The sequence below is a fragment of the Peribacillus sp. TH27 genome (genome assembly GCF_016650915.1).
Taxonomy (GTDB): domain Bacteria; phylum Bacillota; class Bacilli; order Bacillales; family DSM-1321; genus Peribacillus; species Peribacillus butanolivorans.
In genome coordinates this window covers 169,076-188,485 of record NZ_JAEKEV010000001.1, presented here as the reverse complement: position 1 = coordinate 188,485, position 19,410 = coordinate 169,076, and the positions used below count along the sequence as shown (strand labels likewise).

Here is a 19,410-nt window from a genome sequence, read left to right as displayed (position 1 = left end):
AACTAAATGTAGCATTCGTACAATCTCGTATATTTTCTCAAATAACCTGAAGAACCTGATAAAAAAGGTAATGAAGCTGATAGAAAAACTTCGAAGGGTCTTCTTAACAAATGAAAGATGTTTTTCATCGTTCATTTTTCCACATCTCTGTTCCGTATCCAGCCATTATTGGACAAAATTACTGGAATCAATAAAAAAGTGCAGTCAGCCGAATAATGGCGACGGCGACTCTCGCCAGTGATGACTTTTTCTATAAAAATAAATTTCCGCTTGGAATTTTCGTTTTGGTGCAGATTTTCATTTGATTTTAGCATATGTCCGCCTGATTCAAGTGCAACGATAGGTTCCTATTACCTTATTTTATAAGAAGGGATAAAAATAGTTTCAACTTATACTGATAAGAAAAAAAAAATGAAGTGTTGCTTATAGCAGAACATGGTAGTTGTATAGAAAACACTTAATCCTTAGAATGGGAACTACAAAAACTAAAACAGAGGTGATTCATCAGGGGTTAATATCTGATAATTGTTAAAATTAAAAAAACTGGAAACGCATACAGTTGGTTAATTAGTAATTAGTTATCATAAAAAATTTTCAATAAACTTATTTTCTATTAAAGGAGAGATGACAATGTTAAGCAAAGAACAAAACGAAGACTTGATTCAAGTTGGAGCTGGAAAGTCGATGGGGGAGCTTTTAAGAAGATATTGGCACCCCATTGCTATTAGTACAGATGTGGAAAAAATCGGTACCATTAAGAAATTAAAAATTCTTGATGAAGAACTTGTTTTATACCGTGATAAATCTAATAATCTTGGTTTAGTAGCTGATCGTTGTGCTCACCGTGGGGTATCACTTGAGTATGCCATACCGGATGAGTGTGGATTACGCTGTCAATACCATGGCTGGTTATACGATCAAACAGGACAATGTGTCGAACAGCCGAATGAGCCAGAAGATAGCACATTTAAAAAACGAATCAAGATCTCAGGTTATGAAGTAAGAGAGTTAGGCGGTTTAGTATTTGGTTACATGGGTCCTAAACCTGCTCCTGAATTGCCAAATTGGGATTTATTTGTTCAGGAAAATGTTATTCGAACCGTTGGATATGCAGAGATACCATGTAATTGGGTGCAAATTATGGAAAATTCACTTGACCCAACACATTTAGAGTGGTTACATGGACATTATTTTGAGCATGTATTTGAGCAACAAGGTCGCCCGCAGAATGAATGGCCTATAACAAAGCGACACCTGAAAATTGGATTTGATGAATTTGATTATGGAATTATTAAACGTCGAGTTTTAGAAGGGCAAACAGAAGAAAATGAAGATTGGGCAGTCGGCCACCCCATTGTTTTTCCAAATTACTTGAGAGTCGGAGATAGTGGAGCACACTCTTTCCAAATCCGGGTACCAATAGATGATACACATACATTACATTTTTGGTATACATGTTTTGTTCCAGCTGAAGGTGTCAAAGTACCTGAAAACTATCCTATATCATCCTATGAATGTCCAATTTATGATGAAAACGGGAAATTTGTAACGGACTACATCGATGGACAGGATATGATGGCGTGGATTACGCAAGGTCCTGTCGCTGATCGAACTGTGGAACGACTTGGAACATCTGATAAAGGGATTATTATGTATCGCCAAATGCTGAAACGAGAGTTGAAGAAGATGAAAAATGGGGAAGATCCAAAGTGTACAATTCGGGATACACAACAAAATCAGTACATTGAATTGCCGCAGGAAGAAGACAAATTTAGTGAGGGTGGGTTATTGTCAGGGGTAGCTATTCATTGGAATACACGCTATGCGCCAAACCTACATGAGATTATTGAAATCTGTAAAGGTGAACCGATTTCTTCTAATAGTTAATTTATATAACAGCCCTTCTATTAAGAGGGAGGGGCTGATTGTCCCTTTAGGAGGTTTTTTAAATGGCGGAGAAGACAAAGTGCAACATAAAATTGAAATACTGTCCGAATTGCGGGGAGTCATTATTAAAAGCTGGCAGTCTTCTGAATGAATATTGGATCTCTGAAGATACAGCTTACTTTTGCTGGTGTGGAGAGTGTTCATGGAGAGGCGAAATTATCGAGGTAACACGTGTAACCGGCCCAGAATTAGTTACATCATAAAAGAAGGGGTGGTAGGATGAATGACTCATTGGAAGAGCTTAGAGAAAAAGTAGCTCTATCTTGTAGAATTTTAGCCATGGAAGGATTAGTGGATGAAACATTAGGTCACGTAAGCGCCCGTATTCCGGGAACTGATGAAATGTTTATACGCTGCCGTGGTGAATCGGAAAAAGGGCTTAGATATACGACGTTTGAAACAATTAGGCAAGTGGATTTTGATGGTCATGGAGATGATTTGCAGGGCGAGTATCATGTCCCGAAAGAACTTTCTATACATGGTGAAATTATGAAATCGCGTTCTGAAGTTGGCTGTGTTATTCATGCCCATCCGCCAGCGACTTTAATTTGTGGTATTACCGACCTGGAATTCCGGCCAATTTTTGGTGCATTTAACATACCAGCAATGCGAATGGCCCTGGAAGGTGTTCCTGTTTTCCCTAGATCTTATTTAGTAACACGACCAGAACTGGCAGCCCCTATGATTGAAACAATGGGAAACAAAGATATTTGTTTAATGAAAGGGCATGGTATTACAGCTACGGGCGCAACGGTTGAAGAAGCAACGATTAATGCGTTGAATTTTAACACACTGGCAAAAGTGACATTGGAAGTAGGGAAAACAGGAAGAGAAGTCCCATCTATTTCCGAAGAAGATATTGCGGAATTACCTGATTTGGGGACAAAGTTTAATGCTAAATGGGTCTGGCAATATTATGTAAAAAAATTAAAAGAGCAAGAAAAATAAATAAATAAAGAAAAGGAGGAGACATATGCCTTTTAAAAAACAAAGTATAAATATTGGAATTGTTGGTTTAGGGATTGCGGGAGCATCGATGATACCGGCAATCCTGGCACATCCCCATGTGAACTTAGCTGCAGTAGCCACGAGGAATCAAGAACGTCTTGATAAGTTTGCAAAAGATTATCACGCAGAAACCTATTATACAATAAATGAATTGTGTACGAATCCAGATATAGATGCTGTCTACATTGCCACGCCGACAGAGCTGCACACGGAACATGTCCGCATTGCCGCAGAGGCAAAAAAACATATTATTGTAGAAAAACCCTTAGCTACTTCTTTAGAAGATGCTGAGAGAATGATTGAGCTTGCTGAAAAAAATGGTGTTCACCTTATTGTAGGTCATTCTCACAGCTTTGAACCGCCTATTCAAAAAATGAAGGAAATTATCGACAGCGAGAAACTTGGAAGAGTCTTAATGATTCACAATTGGTATTACAACGATTGGATTTACCGCCCTAGAACACCTGAAGAATTAAAGACAGAGCTTGGTGGGGGTGTGACATATCGTCAAGGGTCTCATCAATTTGATATTATTCGGCTTTTAGGTGGTGGAGAGGTAAGAAGTATAAGGGCAGTCACAGCCATTTCGGATAAGGAAAGGCCGACAGAAGGGACCCATACCGTCTTTTTAGAGTTCGAAAATGGTATTGCAGCAACGGCTGTATACAATGGTTACGATCATTTCCATACGACTGAGTTAACGTTTGATATCGGGGAGGGCGGACCTCTTTCAAACATAGGGGTTTATGCGCATGCTCGCAGGACGATTAAAGAAACAAACTCTCTAGAAGATGAGGTGGCCTTAAAAGTGGCGGCAGGGTATGGAGGAAGTCGATCCAAAAATTATCAAGAGGCGGAAAAACACCATCCTTTTTTTGGTTTAACCATTGTGAGCTGTGAAAAGGGTGATATCCGGCAAAGTCCAGAAGGTTTAATCGTTTATGGTGATGAAGAAAAATATACGGTTCAAATCCCTATGGAAGAGACCGGACGGATAAACGTTATAAATGAATTATATGAAGCTGTATGTAAAGGAGTAAAGCCGATTCATGATGGTCGGTGGGCAAGAGCCAACTTAGAGGTATGTATAAAAGCGATTCAATCCTCAAAAGAAAGAAAAGAGTTGTATTTGGAGTATCAGGTACCGGTTAAAAAAGAGTCAGTTGAGAATAAAAGGTAATTTTTTACGGGATTCAAAATGAGCAGAGGTGAAATGAGATGGAAGAAAAGATTTTAGATATTACCATTATTGGCGGAGGCCCGGTCGGATTATTTACAGCTTTTTATGCAGGGATGAGACAAGCATCTGTTAAAGTCATCGAGAGTTTGCCTCACTTAGGAGGACAGCTTTCTGCTTTATATCCCGAGAAGTATATTTACGATATAGCTGGATTTCCAAAAGTGCGCGCTCAGGAATTAGTGGATAACTTAATTGAACAAATGAGTCTATTTAAAGATAATACAACCATTTGCCTTGGACAATCTGTTCTGCAGATTGAAAAAAAGGATGGAATCTTTACGATCAAAACAGAGAATGAAACCCATTATTCAAAAGCTATTATTATTACTGCTGGAAATGGGGCTTTTCAAGCAAGAAAGTTACCGATAAAAGCGTGGGAAAAACAGGAAAGTTCGAATGTTCACTATTTTGTAAATGATTTAAACCGATTTGCTGGGAAAAGAGTGGTCGTATTTGGTGGAGGGGACTCTGCTGTTGATTGGGCGCTAATGTTAGAATCGATTGCTGAAAAAGTTACACTTGTTCATCGACGTGACAAGTTCCGTGCACATGAGCATAGTGTAACGATGCTTGAGGAATCGAAAGTCGATATTGTTACCCCATATGTTCCTATTCGTCTAGTTGGCGATAACGCAGTGGAAAAAGTAGTGCTTGAAGAAGTTAAAGGGAATGGCGAGATAGAGCTCGAAGTTGAGGATGTTTTAGTCAATTATGGATTTATTTCATCATTGGGACCAATTAAAAATTGGGATCTCGTAATTGAAAGCAATTCTATATTAGTTAATTCGAAAATGGAAACCAATATTGAAGGAATTTATGCTGCAGGAGACATTTGTACGTATGAGGGAAAAATAAAATTGATTGCGACTGGATTTGGTGAAGCAGCTACTGCAGTTAGCAATGCAAAAGTTTATGTAGAACCTTCAGCTAAAGTGCAGCCACTGCATAGCACGAGCTTAATGGAAAACAAAAAAGATAAAGTACGAGTTTAAACGCTAATTTGGATTTATGGAGGTCTTTAATATGACGAAGTTCACATGGGTAGATCAAGACACCTGTATCGCGTGTGGGGCATGTGGAGCAGCTGCACCAGAAATTTTTGATTATAACGATGAAGGGATAGCTTACGTGATCCTGGACGAAAATCAAGGTAATTGTGAAGTACCAGATGAGTTGTTGGATGAGTTAGATGATGCTCTTGAAGGTTGCCCAACAGATTCGATTAAAATATCAGACCATGCATTTACAGAAGAAATGAAAATCAGTTAGAGATTTTTTTCTTTGGCTGGGAACTTTTCAGTGAAAATCTTCTCCTCTCCTTTTAGTTTCCAGCTCATTCGTTTAACTAGCAGCAATCGAATGATTACGTGAAATTAAAGAAGAGAAGTGAATCCAAAACTGAATGAACAAATGTATATATTAAGCTGGTAAGCATAATTACCTCCTTAGTGCAATGGGTTAGGAATTACAACTATTTTTGAAAACACTTATATAAATTGAACATTAATTGGGGGAAGAGGAATGAAGAATCAAAAAGTAATCAATGTTTATAATGGGTTGGTAGTTAAATTTAAGGAATTAGTTAGTGAATACGAAATTGATCATAATGACTATCAAGCTCTAGTTGATTGGATGGATCAACTAGGTAAAGCAGGAGAAATTCCGTTGTTTATGGATGTTTTCTTTGAAACTCATGCACTTCAAGAAATGTATAGAAGTGTAAAAGGAACGGAACCTACTATTCTAGGACCCTATTACATTGAAAATACGCCAGTCGTCCAAAATCCAGGAGTGTTGCCACAACGTGAAAATGAACCAGGTGACGCACTTTACTTTTCAGGATCTGTGAAAGATGTAAATGGAAATCCGTTGGCAAATACAAAAATCGATATGTGGCAGGCGGATACAAATGGTGAATACTCATACTTCGCTGAAGGTATTCCAGATAATAATTTACGTGGTGTATTCTACACAGATTCGAATGGTAATTTTGAAATTAAAACAGTTGTACCAGGTAATTATTCAATTCCAACAGATGGACCTTCTGGTCAGTTCTTAAAGTGGATTGATCATCATGCATATCGTCCAGCACATTTGCACCTGTTATTCCAACCGGAAAATGGCGATAGATTAGTAACACAAATTTATTTTGAAGGCGATGAGTATTTAGAAGATGATGTTGCACAAGGTGTTCGTGGAAGTTTAATTACGAAGTTAGATAAACATCCTGGTGCAGAAAAAGGATTGAAAAATGATTATTATACGGCTCATTTAGATTTTGAACTTAGATTACAAGATAAACCCGTTTTCAACAAAGCTGTTTTGAATAAATAATTGTTAATAAACGTAAATTAAGATAATCTATTTATATTTACAATGGAAGTAAAAAGATTGGCAAGGAATAGTGGAGAGTCGAGAAACTATAAACTGAAAATCAAGGTGCAAAAGAAGGGTTCGTCATTAAAGGTATATGCACAAGACAAATCAGGCAATAAGAGTCAGAGTAAAACGGTAAAAGTGAGTTAGGTTTTACTTGGACAATATTTGTATCTGAGTGAGGAATAAAACGTTTTATTCTTGAGGTAATACTGCTATGAGTATTACCTCTCTTTTTTAGTTTTGTTTTTAATAACCATTATATAACTAGATAGGCAGAGTTGTTAAAAGGCGGTTTTTATTAATAAATAAGTATTACACTCCCACAGTATGTTAAATATTCTATTCCCTTTGATTATCAATAAAAACCTGTTTATAGACATGATTTTACGTATGTTTTATGTATAAAAAGGACTCCTTTCTTTATGCAAATCTTATAGAACAAATAGGAATTTCTATAACGATTGTTATTTCATAATTTTTCCTTATTAAACTAATTGGCATTCATATTCCATGAATGGATTAATAAACATAGAGAGTTATAATATAAAAGTATAGCGGAATAAGAGGAGTGGTTGATTAAATGGTAAAAATTCGTAAGGCTTTATGTTATGAAGTAGAAATGATTCGAGAACAAAGAGTGAAGGCCTACGAAGAACATGCACAAAGCATTCCTGAAGGGCATTGGGATGCTCTGAAGAAAGCTATATCGTCAGATGCCGATGAACAGAGAGATGTTGAACTTCTAGTTGCTGAATTAGATGGGGAAGTGGTAGGGAGTGTTGCTTTGTTTCCTGCGAAATCAGATGCCTACAAAGGACTTGTTGATATGTTAGATTATCCTGAGATAAGAATGCTTGCAGTCACACCACAGTCACGACACAAAGGTGTTGCTGAGGCATTAATAAAAGAATGTATTCGTCGAACAAAAGTAAAAGGTTCACAGCACATCGGCTTACATACCGCAGATTTTATGAAAACTGCTATGCGATTGTATGAACGTATGGGCTTTGTACGAATGCCACAATTCGACTTTCAACCTGCTGATGACGGAATCATTGTGAAGGCGTACCGACTATCTATCGAATGAATAATATCACAAGGAAAAACAGTCACTTTTTGTTCAGGGGGAAATATATTCTTGAAAATAGTTAGTATTATCTTAGCGCTAATTGTTCTTGCTTTATCAGCCTATCAGCCTATCAGCTAATTACTGAGAATTTGGAGTTGATGCCGTATAGTATGATGTTCATGGGGGCAATTATGTTAGTGACAGGACTAGCGAACTAACTATCGGGACAGCATTCCTGTAATAACTATCGTCCACAAGGTTTAATGGGCACAAAAGAAATAACATCCATGTTTGAAAATGAGATTTGAGCAAAAAAATAACCTCTTGGTAGAATGAGAGAGTCCTGAAGCTGGCCAGCGAAAAGGACATTACTCAAATACCATGAGGCATTACCATGAATTATAACCAAAATGGAAAGATTGCTCAAATTACTTCTTAGACTCTAATTATAGATGTCGATATTGCTAAGTTCAAGCATGTCGCACGGGCGCAGAATTTCAATATTTCCTGGAATGGATCTATCAATTAAAGCAAGAACAGAGCATGGAAAAAGTGATGGTAGGCATGGAGCCTATGGGTCATTATTGGCTGAACTTAGCTCACATTCTAAAAGAAGATGAGATTAAGTTTGTCGAGTCAATCCGTTACACGTAAAGAAAAGCAAGGAGCTCGACTACAATTCACCGACTAAAAATGATGTGAATGATGCCAGAGTCATTGCACAGTTAGTAAATCGCTTTTTGAAATTGGATACACTTCAGTACATCAAGCTTTACAAGATAGAATAAGCATTTTAACCGTACTTTACTTATTATTAAGAGGTTGATATGATTCATATTTTTCGAGTGTCAGAGTCTTTGAAATTCCACTCAATAGAAATGAAAAAAAGATAAGTTAGGGAAGGAATAGATTGTATCATAAAACTGACCCTCTGCCATAAGGAAATAGATTCTATTTGTATAGGGAGGATTAATAAATGAATGATAGAAGAAACAGTAAAAGTAAGACTAAGAAAAATATATAAAAGGCTTTGCAGAGGAGGAACACATGTGGGAGATTACTTATCAATCAGTGAAATGGCATCCGTTCATAGTATCTCAAGGCAAACACTCATTTATTACGATAAGATCGAATTGTTTAAACCTGTACATATTGATGAACATGGTTATCGATATTACAGTGCAGTTCAGATTCCATTTCTAAGGGAAATTTGCTTTTTAAAGTCTATTGGCATCAAACTGAATGATATTAAGCACCATATAGGAAATAGGAATTTATCTACTGCCATGTCACTTTTGGAATTTCATCAAGAATTCATAGATAAAGAAATTAACTCCTTGATGAATATACGTACATTTATTCAACAGAGATTAATGAAATATTCAGAAGCCAAAAATATTAAATGTGAATTGGATAAACCTATTATAGAAGAATTTCCAGAAAGGAAAGTCTTGTTTATACCATTTGAAAATGAATTGTGCCGAGAAGAATTACATTTAACGCTGATGAAAGCTTGGAATGTCTTAAGTAAACATGAAATGCTTCCTTCCGAGGGGTTTGGTACTGTTATCTTAAAGGATAATCTAGGAACGGATGATATTTTCGAGGGTGCGGGAATCTATACTTCATTACCTTTTACAGACCCTGATATGGATAATATGATGACTTTTCCTGCTGGGCAATATGCATGCGTTTATAAATATGGAATGCCCTATAATATAGAGATTTTAAATAAACTGGTTCAATGGATCAGTGAAAACCATTATAGAATTGTAGGGGATGTTATAGACGCTTGTTTATTAGATACGACTTTTTACGAGAATGATAATAGTGTAGATTTTTGTCAGTTACAAATCCCTGTAGAAAAAATTACTTGAATTTTCAAATATCTATTGACTGTATAGTAGAAATATACATTAATATATTCCTTGTAACCGTTATCATATAGTTTCGTTGAAACCGAATAGTACATAGGGCACTGATATTATGAATGCTAGGGGGAATTTTTAATGTCTACAAAAAAGAAAAAAGTAACTGATTTACGTTCTGCTTTAGAACTTCTACAAACAATTTCAGGACAATTAATTGAAACCAATGAACTAGTCAATCCACATGCTGAATTATCAGGGGTTTATCGTCATGTAGGGGCTGGCGGAACAGTAATGCGTCCAACAAAAATTGGACCTGCCATGGTTTTTAATAATGTATTGGGGCATGAAGATGCAAGCGTACTGATCGGGCTTTTAGCTAGTCGTGAAAGAGTTGGCCTCATGCTTGATACAAAACCAGAGCGACTAGGGTTCCTGTTAAATGAAGCGGTTAAAAATCCAATTAATCCCATTACCATTTCAAACGATAAAGCGAAAGCTCAAGAAGTGGTTCACTATGCAGAAGATCCAGATTTCGATATTAGAAAACTAATTCCTGCACCTACGAATACAGAGGAAGATGCGGGTCCATACATTACGATAGGTATGTGCTATGCCTCTGATTCAGAAACGGGTGAATCAGATATTACGATACATCGTTTATGTTTACAAAGTAAAGATGAGATGTCTATGTACTTTGTTCCAGGCCGCCATTTAGAAGTTTTTCGTGAAAAGGCAGAAAAAGCCGGAAAACCATTACCTATTTCCATTAGTATCGGCGTTGACCCTGCTATTGAAGTCGCTGCTTGTTTTGAAGCACCAACGACACCGCTAGGCTTTAATGAATTGAGTGTTGCAGGAGCGATTAGAAATGAAGCTGTTGAACTAGTTCAATGCTTGACCATTGATGAAAAAGCTATCGCAAATGCTGAATATGTAATAGAAGGGGAATTGGTTCCTGGAGTACGTGTGCGAGAAGATCAAAACACCAATACCGGAAAAGCAATGCCGGAATTCCCAGGTTATACGGGTTCGGCTGTTGCGGAACTGCCTTTAATCAAAGTAAAAGCTGTTACGCATCGTGTCAATCCAATTATGCAAACAGTTATTGGTCCAAGTGAAGAACATGTGAATATGGCTGGTATTCCTACAGAAGCAAGCATACTTCAAATGGTGGAAAGAGCAATGCCAGGCAAATTATTAAATGTTTATGCCCATACATCAGGCGGCGGTAAATACATGGCTGTTTTACAATTTAAGAAAAGTCAGCCAAGTGATGAAGGACGTCAAAGACAAGCTGCCTTGTTAGCATTCTCTGCATTTTCTGAGCTTAAGCATGTCTTTATAGTGGATGAAGATGTGGATCCATTTGATAGTAATGATGTATTATGGGCACTTAATACACGTTTTCAAGGGGATGTTGATACAGTTTTCATTCCTGGAGTACGTTGTCATCCGTTAGATCCTTCACAAGATCCGGCTTACAGCCCGTCTATTCAGGAAAAAGGGGTTTCCTGTAAGACAATTTTTGACTGTACAGTGCCTTATCATTTAAAAGGTGAATTTAAAAGATCAGAATTTAAAGAGGTAGATCCAAGTCGTTTTGCTCCAGAATTATTTAATAAATAATTAAACTTTACTTCGTGTATGGTGAAACGGACCATCGATGGGGATCATTGATGGAAGTTCCACTTTATAAAACACATAAAAAATGAAAAAAGAGGGGGAATTGGATGAAAATCATTGTTGGAATAACAGGAGCAACTGGAGCCATTTTTGGGATTAGGATCCTTCAAATGCTTAAAAATAGTGAAGTGGAGACTCATTTAGTAATGTCTCCTTGGGCTCATGCTACTATTCAACACGAAACCTCTTATTCTGTTAAAGACGTGGAAGAGTTAGCTGATTATTCCTATTCATACAAAGATCAAGCTGCTAGAATATCCAGTGGATCCTTTCGAGTTGATGGGATGATTGTAGCTCCTTGCAGTATGAAAACCCTTGCCTCGATTCGAATGGGATTAGCTGATAATTTAATAACACGATCTGCTGACGTAATGTTAAAAGAACGAAAAAAATTATTATTGATGACAAGAGAAACCCCTCTAAATACGATTCATTTAGAGAATATGACAGCACTCTCAAAAATGGGAACTATTATATTCCCTCCGATGCCAGCCTTCTATAATCATCCAGAAAACGTTGACGATGTCATTGACCATCTGGCATACAGAGCATTAGATCAATTTGAGCTAGATGTTTTCGGTGCGAAACGGTGGGACGGAATGAAATATAGCAGCAAAACATAGATGGATGATGGTGAATTTTCTGAAATCATTAACCTATATGATATTTTTTCATTACTTTTTATATAGGCCCTTGGTTCAAAATGAAGAAAAAGGTGAAAAAAATGAATAGAATAGAAATGTCAACAGAGGTAGTCGACTTGTTAAATGGCGAAGACCTTACTGACAAACAGCATGAAGCCATGATGTTGTTAACGGTAAGTGAAGATGGGTGGCCACATACAGCGATGATAAGCGTTGGAGAAATCGTAGCCATAAGCGGTGAGGAACTACGAATTGGATTATGGCCAGATACATCGACTACAGCCAATATCATTCATACAAATAAAGCTACATTGGTTCTGTTTTGGAGAGGGAAAGCGCATTATATTCGACTTTCTATTGAGAGACTAAAAGAGTTGCCAACTGCACGATACCAAAGAGAACGATTTTTAGCTAGAGTTGTCTCGGCACGTGAGGATGTTGCTAAGTATGCAGATATCACCTCTGGCATTAAAATTAAGTTGAAAAATTCTAAAGAAGTCGTTGAACGATGGGGCCAGACTATTGAGGATATACGTCGGTAAAGTTCAGCAACTTTCACGGAATCGATCTTAAGGAATGGAAATTTGTTAAAGAGTAATGAAAAATCCAAAAGAACGAAAAAAATTTGATATTATTAAAATTTCATGTAATATGGAATTATTACATGATATAAATCTTGCCTATTCATTAACTATTAGAAAACGCCCTTTTTTAATGAAATTAATGAAGTGACCGGCTATCTTAATTTCACGATCAGTTACTTGATGGTGAAGTTAAGGTAGCTTTTTTTATTAAAATTGAAAGCGTATTTATGAAAGGGGTGAAAATACTCTGTAGAAAGAGTTAGAAAAATCCTTGTCTCCAGATAAATAAATGAAAGCTATGAAAATTTGGTTAATTAGTTGAAAAATGTTGCTTACAAGCAAATAAGTTTGTAAATAAACAAACGATGATAGGTACTATGAGGAGAGTGTGACTATGAAAATGTATGTAAAAGAGCTGGGAAATCGAAGAATCCAAATTGCAGATTACCCAGGAACGAAAGGAACAATCATTGCTATACATGGCTTAACGGGAAATCATAAGCAAATGCATTATTATGCAGAAATGTTAAAAGGAGAGTACCGAGTCATTTCGATTGACTTGAGAGGAAGGGGGAATAGTTCAGAAACAGATGAGCAGACTTCTCTTTTCAAACATGCAGAAGATATTATAGCGTTAATCCAAGAATTAGACATTGAAAATCCAATTTTAATGGGGTATTCAATGGGAGCATTCATAGCAGCGGTTGTAGCTAGTAAATTAAATAATCAAGTAAAAGGCTTAATTTTACTGGATGGTGCAGCTACTTCAACTCAACAACAAAGGGACATAGTACAACCATCACTTGGAAGGTTAAGCAAAAAATATGAATCCCAAAAAAGTTATGTCATAGAAATTAAAGAAATCTATAATCGGTTGGGTGTTAAATGGACGGACCATCTGCAAAGTGTGGTAGAGTATGAGGTTCATGAAGTAGATGGTGGCTGGGAGAATAAGTCATCTGAATATAGTATTCTTGCAGATTTCAATAGTTTTTATTCATTTGTCCCTAAAGAAGTATGTACACAAATAAACTGCAAAACCTTATTAGTCTATGCTAGTGGTAAAATTGGAGAATTTCCCCCATTATTTTATGAAGAAGCTTATGAAGATACGAAGAAATATACTGCGGATATTGAAACCATTGTTTCAAAGTGCAATCACTATACAATGGTGTTTGAAAATAGAGAGGAAATTAACGAAGGAATAAAAATATTTTTAGCAGGAATTTGATTTTTTTGAAAATATTTTTAAAAAATGTTGAAATTAACAGAAAATAGTGTAAAATTAGAATATAAAATTAATTATTGCCTATTCATTAGCTTTTAAAAAATAACCTTTTTTAATAACAACTAGTGAACAACTGGCTACCTTTAACAACTGCTGTCAATTTTTGATAGTAATGTTTAGGGTAGCCATTTTTGTCGTGATAATGTAAACGCTTAAATTAATTTGGGGGTTTTATCGTTGAAAATAATTGATTTAACATTGGAACTTTACGATGGTCTAGTTACAAGTAATGAATTACCAGAAGTAGGCATTAAAAATAATAATTCTTTTGAACAAAAGGATACATCTAATCCACTTCCTAAAGGATTTCATTCTAAGATGATTTCTTTTTCGGATCATAGCGGGACACATGTTGATGCGCCGTCACATTTCTTGGAAAATGAGGAGTCGGTTGAAAACATCAATCTGAAGAAAATGTTTGGAGATGCCCTAATTCTAGATGTAAGTATGTTAAAAGTACCGCATGAGCCTGTTACGAAAGAGTTACTTGAAGAAGCTGAACGTAGGCAAGGAGTATATGTTGAAAAAGACGATATTGTCCTCATTAGAACGTGGGAAAGAACGTGGGGAGAAGAGGGTTTTTTTGAAGCACAGGCTTTAGATGACAGTGCGGCCAATTGGTTTATTGAAAAGCAAATACATATTGTTGGGTTAGATTTGCCAAATGCTGATTTGAACCATAATACAGAAAGTAGAATTCATCAGAAATTACTAAGTAATGAAATATATATTGTGGAAAACTTAGTGAATCTTGAAAAATTACCTAAGCATTCTCGCTTTCTTTTTTTCGGGATTCCTTTAAAACTAAAAAATGCAACGGCCTCACCTATAAGAGCACTATCAATTCTTGACTCTCAATTAATCTAAAGAGGTGTAGACAAATGAGCAAAGGATTATCGTATTTTAAAGAAGTGTATGATGTTGTACCAGGATGGGTACAAAAAATGCACGATTATAGCCCAAATGCACTTGATCACTATACAAGCTTACGGAGTAACATTATGCAAGAAGGGGCATTAACGAAAAAGGAGAAAGATATATTACTAGTAGGTATGAATGCTGCGAGGTTGTATGAACGCAGTATGATCTACCATACAAAAGGGGCAATAGATGGTGGAGCAACTTTACCGGAACTTGTTGAATACCTAATTGTTCCATATTTATATAACGGAGTTCAAGCATTAAAAACAGGGGTAAAATCTTTAGAATATGCCCTTGCACTTAAAGGTATTGAATTTCAGAAAAAAAGAGGGGATTATAAAACAGCAGAAGAGATCCTTCTTTATATGTTTGAGCTTTTAGGCAATGAGGACACGGCATATGTATCGAATGTATTGAAACTAGTTAAATCTGAAGACCAAAACTCTCTTAAAGATTATATATTGAGTGATTCAGTCGTTTCAAAAAGGCTAAAACATATCCTAATGGCAGGAATATTCATAACTGAATTAAAAGGGAATCAAGTAGAAGAATGGATGGAAGCGGCAAGAGAAAATGGAGCTTCAGAAGAACAATTAGCGGATGTGGGATTTATTTGCTTATTAACTGCTGGAATCCCTGCTTGGTTTGAAGCAAGTGATTCATTAATTGAAAATAAGTAACAGGATTGGTGGAGAAAAACATGACGAAAGTACATCAAGATATAGAAGCAGCTTTATCTTGTGTGAAAAATGACCATACGTTAATGATAGGAGGGTTTGGATTGATTGGTGCCCCACTAACATTAATAGATGGGTTGACCAAAAAGGATGTAGCAGGTTTAACAGTCATCAGTAACAACTTAGGCGAAAAAGGGAAAGGATTGGGTGTTCTCCTAAGCCAAAAGAAAATAAAAAAAGCAATCGGTTCGTATTTTACAAGCAATCGCGAAGTTGGGGAATTTTATCAAAGAGGTGAAATTGAATTAGAGCTATTACCACAGGGGACATTAGCAGAATCCATGCGTGCTGGCGGTGCTGGCATAGGCGGTTATTATACGAAAACCAGTGTCGGGACCGATTTAGCAAAAGGCAAAGAAGAAAGGGAAATAAATGGGGCGACATATATTTTTGAACCGGCAATAAGAGCAAATGTTGCTTTGATCAGGGCCTGGAAGGCAGATACACTTGGCAATCTGGTTTATTACAAAACAGCTCGTAACTTTAATCCGGTTATGGCAACAGCAGCAGATGTAGTTATTGTAGAAGTAGATGAGATTGTTGAACCCGGTGAACTATCACCAGAGGAGATTGTAACACCGCATTTATTCGTCGATGGAATTATTAAGGCAACGAAAATCCTGACGAAGGAAGGTGTCAAAGATTATGAGTGACAAAGAACAAATGCAAAATTTGATAGCAAGACGTGCGGCTCAAGAATTAAAGGGTCCTTGTATAGTGAACCTAGGAATAGGTATTCCGACTTTGGTTTCAAAATTCATCGATGACGAAAAAGTTTTTTTTCATACGGAAAATGGATTATTAGGAGTTGCTGATGTAGAGGAAGATAAAATGGATCCGAATTTAGTAAATGCAGGCAAGTTACCAGTTGGAGAATCCATTGGTGCATCATTCTTTAATAGCGCAGAATCGTTTGCAATGATTCGTGGAGGGCACATTGATGTTGCTATCTTGGGTGTATTGCAGGTAGATCAAACAGGGGAAATTGCAAATTGGGCCGTACCTGGAAAAAATATTATGGGTGTTGGAGGAGCGATGGACCTGTTAGTGGGTGCCAAAAAAGTGATTGTGACAATGACACATACTAATAAGGAAGGTAAAAGTAAAATTTTAAGAGAATGCACCTATCCCATTACATCAACTAGAAGTGTTGACATGATTATCACGGAGTTAGCTGTCTTTGAAGTTGTTGAAAAACAGTTGAAACTAATTGAATTAATGCCAGGTGTAAGTATCGAAGAAGTAAGAGGAAAAACAGAAGCGAATTTTATCTATTAAATGTTAAAAAGGTGGATTAAATGAAAATACGTTCAGTTGATGTATATATTATTGATTTACCCACAATTCGTCCTCATCAGCTTGCCATGCATACGATTGTTGAACAAACAATCATTCTTGCTCGTGTCAAAGATGAAGAGGGTGCGGAAGGATGGGCAGAGGTGGCAACAATAGGTGGTGCTTCATATGGTGAGGGAACTCCTGAGGCGATAAAAGTGAATATTGATAAATATATTACGCCCCTTATTATTGGGAAAAATCCAGTCCATTATGACAAAATCATGCATGAAGTTTCTTTACACGTTAGAGGAAATAACTTCGCAAAGGCTGTTGTTGAATCAGCAATGGTAGATTTAGTGGCTAGAAGGAGAAACATCCCTGCCTATGAATTATTCGGAGGGAAGATTCATAAATCATTACCGGTAGCTTGGACATTAGCAAGTGGAGATACGAATAAAGATATCGAAGAAGCCAAAGAATTCTTACACCAAAAACGCCATAATATTTTTAAATTGAAAATTGGTAAAGGTAATCCATTTAAGAATGTGGAGCATGTATTGAAAATTATAGCAGAAGTAGGAGATCAAGCCCGTATTACGGTTGATGTTAATCAAGCATGGGATGAAACAACAGCTACGTATTGCATAGAAGCTTTACAAGAAGGTGGAGTTTCAATGATCGAACAACCGTTGCCCGCTTGGAATAATGAGGGGATGGCAAGGTTGACCAATCGTTTTAAGGTTCCGATCATGGCTGATGAATCCCTAAATACGGTTCAAGATTCTTTCCAAATAGCTAAGCATAGAGCAGGTAATTCATTTGCTTTGAAAGTATGTAAACATGGTGGAATGACTCAAACGAAAAAAGTGGCTGCCATTGCTGAAGGTGTAGGTTTTGGTTTGTATGGCGGAACGATGATTGAATCCTCATTAGGAACAGCCATTTGTGCACAACTTTATTCAACCATTCCCAAGTTTGAATTCGGTACTGAATTATTTGGACCGTTACTATTCAAAGATAATATAACGGTAAACCAAATTGAATATGAGAATTTTGAAATAATCATTCCGGATGGACCAGGATTTGGTATGGAGATAGATAAAGAAAAAGTAAAACATTTTTCAAGAGCTTTGTTTGTAATATAAACTAGAAGTGGGAATATGGAACCCTGACTAGTTAATGCAAGTAATCTTGAGAGGATGTAGTTTTATGGGACAACCAACATTATTAATTACGGCGTATGCAAAGGCACCACAGAATACGAGTATGTACGAAAATTATAAATACGCTGGTATGGTACTTGAAATCCATAAAGAAAGTCACATTATTATTAATGCAGAATTCACTTTTTTAACAACTTTGGCACAGGACTTTTTTAAGAGAATGATAGTTGGATTTAATTTTAGTAAAGATATTGATCCGTTAATAGAAAATATTAAAACCGACTTTTTAGCGCCATCACAGCAGTCAGTGATTGTTGCTTTAAAAATAGCACATCAAAGATATAAAGATAGTTTAGAAGTAAATAAAGCTAATACCCGGGGGGAAGAAAATTGACCAATGTCGTTATTATTGACTCGGTTCGCACCGCCATTGGGAAATTAGGGGGATCATTAGAAAATGTTCCTGCTGATTTTCTAGCAGCAGCTGTCCTTGATGAAGTTGTAAAGAGAGCGGATATTCCAAAAGAGATTATTGATGAAGTAATAATGGGACAAGCGAAACAAAGTTCTGACGCATCAAATTTAGCAAGAATTGCTTCACTCCGTGCAGGTTTTCCGGTGGAAGTACCAGGTTTTACCGTTCATCGACAATGTGGATCTGGTATTCAAGCAATAAATTCAGCTAGTCAACAAATTCAATGTGGTTTAGGAAATGTAATCATTGCAGGTGGAGCAGAATCAATGAGTACAGCTCCGTATTATATGAGAAATATTCGTTTTGGGTTGAAATCAGGCAATGGGCAGTTATTAGACCCAAATACAGAAAGCCAGCCAGGTTCACAGCCCATTGAAGACTACGGAATGTTAACAATGGGAATGACAGCAGAAAATTTAGCTGAAAAGTATTCTATTTCAAGAACGGAACAGGATGAATTTGCCTTAAGAAGTCAAGAAAATGCAAAGCGAGCAATTTCTACTGAGAAATTCTCACAAGAAATCGTTCCCTATCAACTTAAAACGAAAAAGGGTGTAACAGAGTTTAAAGTGGATGAGCACCCAAGGGAAACCAGTCTAGAAAAATTAGCTCAGTTAAAACCGGTTTTCAAAAAAAATGGAACGGTAACCGCTGGAAATAGTAGTGGAAGAAATGATGGTGCATCTGCTCTCTTACTTATGTCGGAAGAAGAAGCCATGAGACTTGGGAAAGAACCAAAAGCAAGAGTAGTAGCACAAGCAGCAGCAGGTGTATCACCGAATTTCATGGGGATAGGACCAGTGAACTCTACCTTGAAAGCACTTCAAATGTCAGGCTTGAAATTGGATGATATTGATTTGATCGAATTGAACGAAGCCTTTTCTGCTCAAGCTTTGGCAGTAATCAAAGAATTGAAGCTTGATATGAATAAGGTGAATCCTAACGGTGGTGCTATTGCGATGGGGCATCCGATTGGTGCCACAGGTGCGATTTTAGCAACGAAAGCGATACACGAGCTAGAACGAACGGGAAAAAGATATGGGCTAATCACTTTATGCATCGCAGGTGGGTTAGGAATCACAACAATTATTCAAAATACTCAGATATAAACTAACATTTATAT

Annotated in this window: 20 protein-coding genes and 1 pseudogene; all 21 read left to right on the top strand. The window is 36.7% G+C overall.

From position 1 onward, the window contains the following. Window positions 1–630 precede the first annotated feature (630 nt). The 21 genes and pseudogenes from JFU24_RS00930 (at window position 631) to JFU24_RS00830 (ending at window position 19,396) form a co-directional block, all read left to right on the top strand. A complete protein-coding gene (locus JFU24_RS00930; protein ID WP_201184151.1) occupies window positions 631–1,887 on the top strand; it encodes an aromatic ring-hydroxylating dioxygenase subunit alpha in 1,257 nt (418 codons plus the stop codon). A gap of 62 nt (window positions 1,888–1,949) precedes the next feature. Then, on the top strand, window positions 1,950–2,150 hold the full coding sequence (locus JFU24_RS00925; protein WP_201184148.1) for a hypothetical protein: 201 nt from the start codon (window positions 1,950–1,952) through the stop codon (window positions 2,148–2,150). A gap of 16 nt (window positions 2,151–2,166) precedes the next feature. Then, entirely contained in the window at window positions 2,167–2,895 is a 729-nt protein-coding gene (locus JFU24_RS00920) for a class II aldolase/adducin family protein (protein ID WP_201249292.1), read from the top strand. 25 nt (window positions 2,896–2,920) lie between these two features. Continuing rightward, window positions 2,921–4,135 carry a Gfo/Idh/MocA family protein gene (locus tag JFU24_RS00915; protein ID WP_201184142.1) on the top strand — a complete coding sequence of 405 codons (1,215 nt, stop codon included), beginning with the start codon at window positions 2,921–2,923 and terminating at the stop codon, window positions 4,133–4,135. A gap of 38 nt (window positions 4,136–4,173) precedes the next feature. Then, the gene (locus tag JFU24_RS00910; RefSeq protein WP_201249291.1) at window positions 4,174–5,187 is read left to right on the top strand and encodes an NAD(P)/FAD-dependent oxidoreductase; all 1,014 of its coding nucleotides are present in this window, start codon (window positions 4,174–4,176) and stop codon (window positions 5,185–5,187) included. A gap of 31 nt (window positions 5,188–5,218) precedes the next feature. Beyond that, window positions 5,219–5,464 carry a ferredoxin gene (locus tag JFU24_RS00905; protein WP_201184137.1) on the top strand — a complete coding sequence of 82 codons (246 nt, stop codon included), beginning with the start codon at window positions 5,219–5,221 and terminating at the stop codon, window positions 5,462–5,464. A gap of 252 nt (window positions 5,465–5,716) precedes the next feature. Continuing rightward, window positions 5,717–6,529, top strand: coding sequence for a dioxygenase family protein (locus JFU24_RS00900; RefSeq protein WP_201184134.1), 813 nt, complete (start codon window positions 5,717–5,719; stop codon window positions 6,527–6,529). Between the two features lie 625 nt (window positions 6,530–7,154). Continuing rightward, window positions 7,155–7,661: a GNAT family N-acetyltransferase gene (locus JFU24_RS00895; protein ID WP_201184131.1), complete on the top strand. Its 507-nt coding sequence runs from the start codon at window positions 7,155–7,157 to the stop codon at window positions 7,659–7,661. A 427-nt stretch (window positions 7,662–8,088) separates the two neighbouring features. Beyond that, window positions 8,089–8,374, top strand: a pseudogene (locus tag JFU24_RS00890) (IS110 family transposase); the annotation flags it as partial. Window positions 8,375–8,623: 249 nt separating this feature from the next. Next, window positions 8,624–9,520, top strand: coding sequence for a MerR family transcriptional regulator (locus tag JFU24_RS00885; protein WP_207203186.1), 897 nt, complete (start codon window positions 8,624–8,626; stop codon window positions 9,518–9,520). 132 nt (window positions 9,521–9,652) lie between these two features. Continuing rightward, window positions 9,653–11,140 carry a UbiD family decarboxylase gene (locus JFU24_RS00880; protein WP_201184126.1) on the top strand — a complete coding sequence of 496 codons (1,488 nt, stop codon included), beginning with the start codon at window positions 9,653–9,655 and terminating at the stop codon, window positions 11,138–11,140. A gap of 104 nt (window positions 11,141–11,244) precedes the next feature. Next, a complete protein-coding gene (locus tag JFU24_RS00875) occupies window positions 11,245–11,820 on the top strand; it encodes a non-oxidative hydroxyarylic acid decarboxylases subunit B (RefSeq protein WP_201184123.1) in 576 nt (191 codons plus the stop codon). A 101-nt stretch (window positions 11,821–11,921) separates the two neighbouring features. Then, on the top strand, window positions 11,922–12,383 hold the full coding sequence (locus JFU24_RS00870; RefSeq protein ID WP_201184120.1) for a pyridoxamine 5'-phosphate oxidase family protein: 462 nt from the start codon (window positions 11,922–11,924) through the stop codon (window positions 12,381–12,383). Window positions 12,384–12,819: 436 nt separating this feature from the next. Beyond that, window positions 12,820–13,656 (top strand): alpha/beta hydrolase, encoded by an 837-nt coding sequence (locus tag JFU24_RS00865; RefSeq protein ID WP_201184117.1) that lies wholly within the window; start codon window positions 12,820–12,822, stop codon window positions 13,654–13,656. 234 nt (window positions 13,657–13,890) lie between these two features. Then, complete coding sequence (locus JFU24_RS00860) at window positions 13,891–14,580, top strand: cyclase family protein (protein ID WP_201184114.1); 690 nt, start codon at window positions 13,891–13,893, stop codon at window positions 14,578–14,580. 14 nt (window positions 14,581–14,594) lie between these two features. Beyond that, a complete protein-coding gene (locus JFU24_RS00855; RefSeq protein WP_201184112.1) occupies window positions 14,595–15,314 on the top strand; it encodes a carboxymuconolactone decarboxylase family protein in 720 nt (239 codons plus the stop codon). A gap of 20 nt (window positions 15,315–15,334) precedes the next feature. Further along, window positions 15,335–16,024, top strand: a complete 690-nt coding sequence (locus JFU24_RS00850) for a CoA transferase subunit A (RefSeq protein ID WP_201184109.1) — start codon at window positions 15,335–15,337, stop codon at window positions 16,022–16,024. After that, entirely contained in the window at window positions 16,017–16,649 is a 633-nt protein-coding gene (locus tag JFU24_RS00845; protein ID WP_201184107.1) for a 3-oxoacid CoA-transferase subunit B, read from the top strand. The genes JFU24_RS00850 and JFU24_RS00845 overlap by 8 nt, the downstream gene beginning before the upstream one ends. Before the next feature lie 20 nt (window positions 16,650–16,669). After that, window positions 16,670–17,794, top strand: coding sequence for a muconate cycloisomerase family protein (locus JFU24_RS00840; RefSeq protein WP_201184104.1), 1,125 nt, complete (start codon window positions 16,670–16,672; stop codon window positions 17,792–17,794). 64 nt (window positions 17,795–17,858) lie between these two features. Beyond that, window positions 17,859–18,206, top strand: a complete 348-nt coding sequence (locus JFU24_RS00835) for a DUF3870 domain-containing protein (protein ID WP_201184101.1) — start codon at window positions 17,859–17,861, stop codon at window positions 18,204–18,206. After that, window positions 18,203–19,396 carry a thiolase family protein gene (locus JFU24_RS00830; RefSeq protein WP_201184098.1) on the top strand — a complete coding sequence of 398 codons (1,194 nt, stop codon included), beginning with the start codon at window positions 18,203–18,205 and terminating at the stop codon, window positions 19,394–19,396. Before JFU24_RS00835 ends, JFU24_RS00830 begins: the two co-directional genes overlap by 4 nt. Window positions 19,397–19,410: the final 14 nt, after the last annotated feature.

What these genes read in the sequence shown, in the direction of transcription:
- JFU24_RS00930 (WP_201184151.1), top strand. Translation starts at nt 631, where the DNA reads ATGTTAAGCAAAGAACAAAACGAAGACTTGATTCAAGTTGGAGCTGGA.
- JFU24_RS00925 (WP_201184148.1), top strand. Translation starts at nt 1,950, where the DNA reads ATGGCGGAGAAGACAAAGTGCAACATAAAATTGAAATACTGTCCGAAT.
- JFU24_RS00920 (WP_201249292.1), top strand. Translation starts at nt 2,167, where the DNA reads ATGAATGACTCATTGGAAGAGCTTAGAGAAAAAGTAGCTCTATCTTGT.
- JFU24_RS00915 (WP_201184142.1), top strand. Translation starts at nt 2,921, where the DNA reads ATGCCTTTTAAAAAACAAAGTATAAATATTGGAATTGTTGGTTTAGGG.
- JFU24_RS00910 (WP_201249291.1), top strand. Translation starts at nt 4,174, where the DNA reads ATGGAAGAAAAGATTTTAGATATTACCATTATTGGCGGAGGCCCGGTC.
- JFU24_RS00905 (WP_201184137.1), top strand. Translation starts at nt 5,219, where the DNA reads ATGACGAAGTTCACATGGGTAGATCAAGACACCTGTATCGCGTGTGGG.
- JFU24_RS00900 (WP_201184134.1), top strand. Translation starts at nt 5,717, where the DNA reads ATGAAGAATCAAAAAGTAATCAATGTTTATAATGGGTTGGTAGTTAAA.
- JFU24_RS00895 (WP_201184131.1), top strand. Translation starts at nt 7,155, where the DNA reads ATGGTAAAAATTCGTAAGGCTTTATGTTATGAAGTAGAAATGATTCGA.
- JFU24_RS00885 (WP_207203186.1), top strand. Translation starts at nt 8,624, where the DNA reads ATGATAGAAGAAACAGTAAAAGTAAGACTAAGAAAAATATATAAAAGG.
- JFU24_RS00880 (WP_201184126.1), top strand. Translation starts at nt 9,653, where the DNA reads ATGTCTACAAAAAAGAAAAAAGTAACTGATTTACGTTCTGCTTTAGAA.
- JFU24_RS00875 (WP_201184123.1), top strand. Translation starts at nt 11,245, where the DNA reads ATGAAAATCATTGTTGGAATAACAGGAGCAACTGGAGCCATTTTTGGG.
- JFU24_RS00870 (WP_201184120.1), top strand. Translation starts at nt 11,922, where the DNA reads ATGAATAGAATAGAAATGTCAACAGAGGTAGTCGACTTGTTAAATGGC.
- JFU24_RS00865 (WP_201184117.1), top strand. Translation starts at nt 12,820, where the DNA reads ATGAAAATGTATGTAAAAGAGCTGGGAAATCGAAGAATCCAAATTGCA.
- JFU24_RS00855 (WP_201184112.1), top strand. Translation starts at nt 14,595, where the DNA reads ATGAGCAAAGGATTATCGTATTTTAAAGAAGTGTATGATGTTGTACCA.
- JFU24_RS00850 (WP_201184109.1), top strand. Translation starts at nt 15,335, where the DNA reads ATGACGAAAGTACATCAAGATATAGAAGCAGCTTTATCTTGTGTGAAA.
- JFU24_RS00845 (WP_201184107.1), top strand. Translation starts at nt 16,017, where the DNA reads ATGAGTGACAAAGAACAAATGCAAAATTTGATAGCAAGACGTGCGGCT.
- JFU24_RS00840 (WP_201184104.1), top strand. Translation starts at nt 16,670, where the DNA reads ATGAAAATACGTTCAGTTGATGTATATATTATTGATTTACCCACAATT.
- JFU24_RS00835 (WP_201184101.1), top strand. Translation starts at nt 17,859, where the DNA reads ATGGGACAACCAACATTATTAATTACGGCGTATGCAAAGGCACCACAG.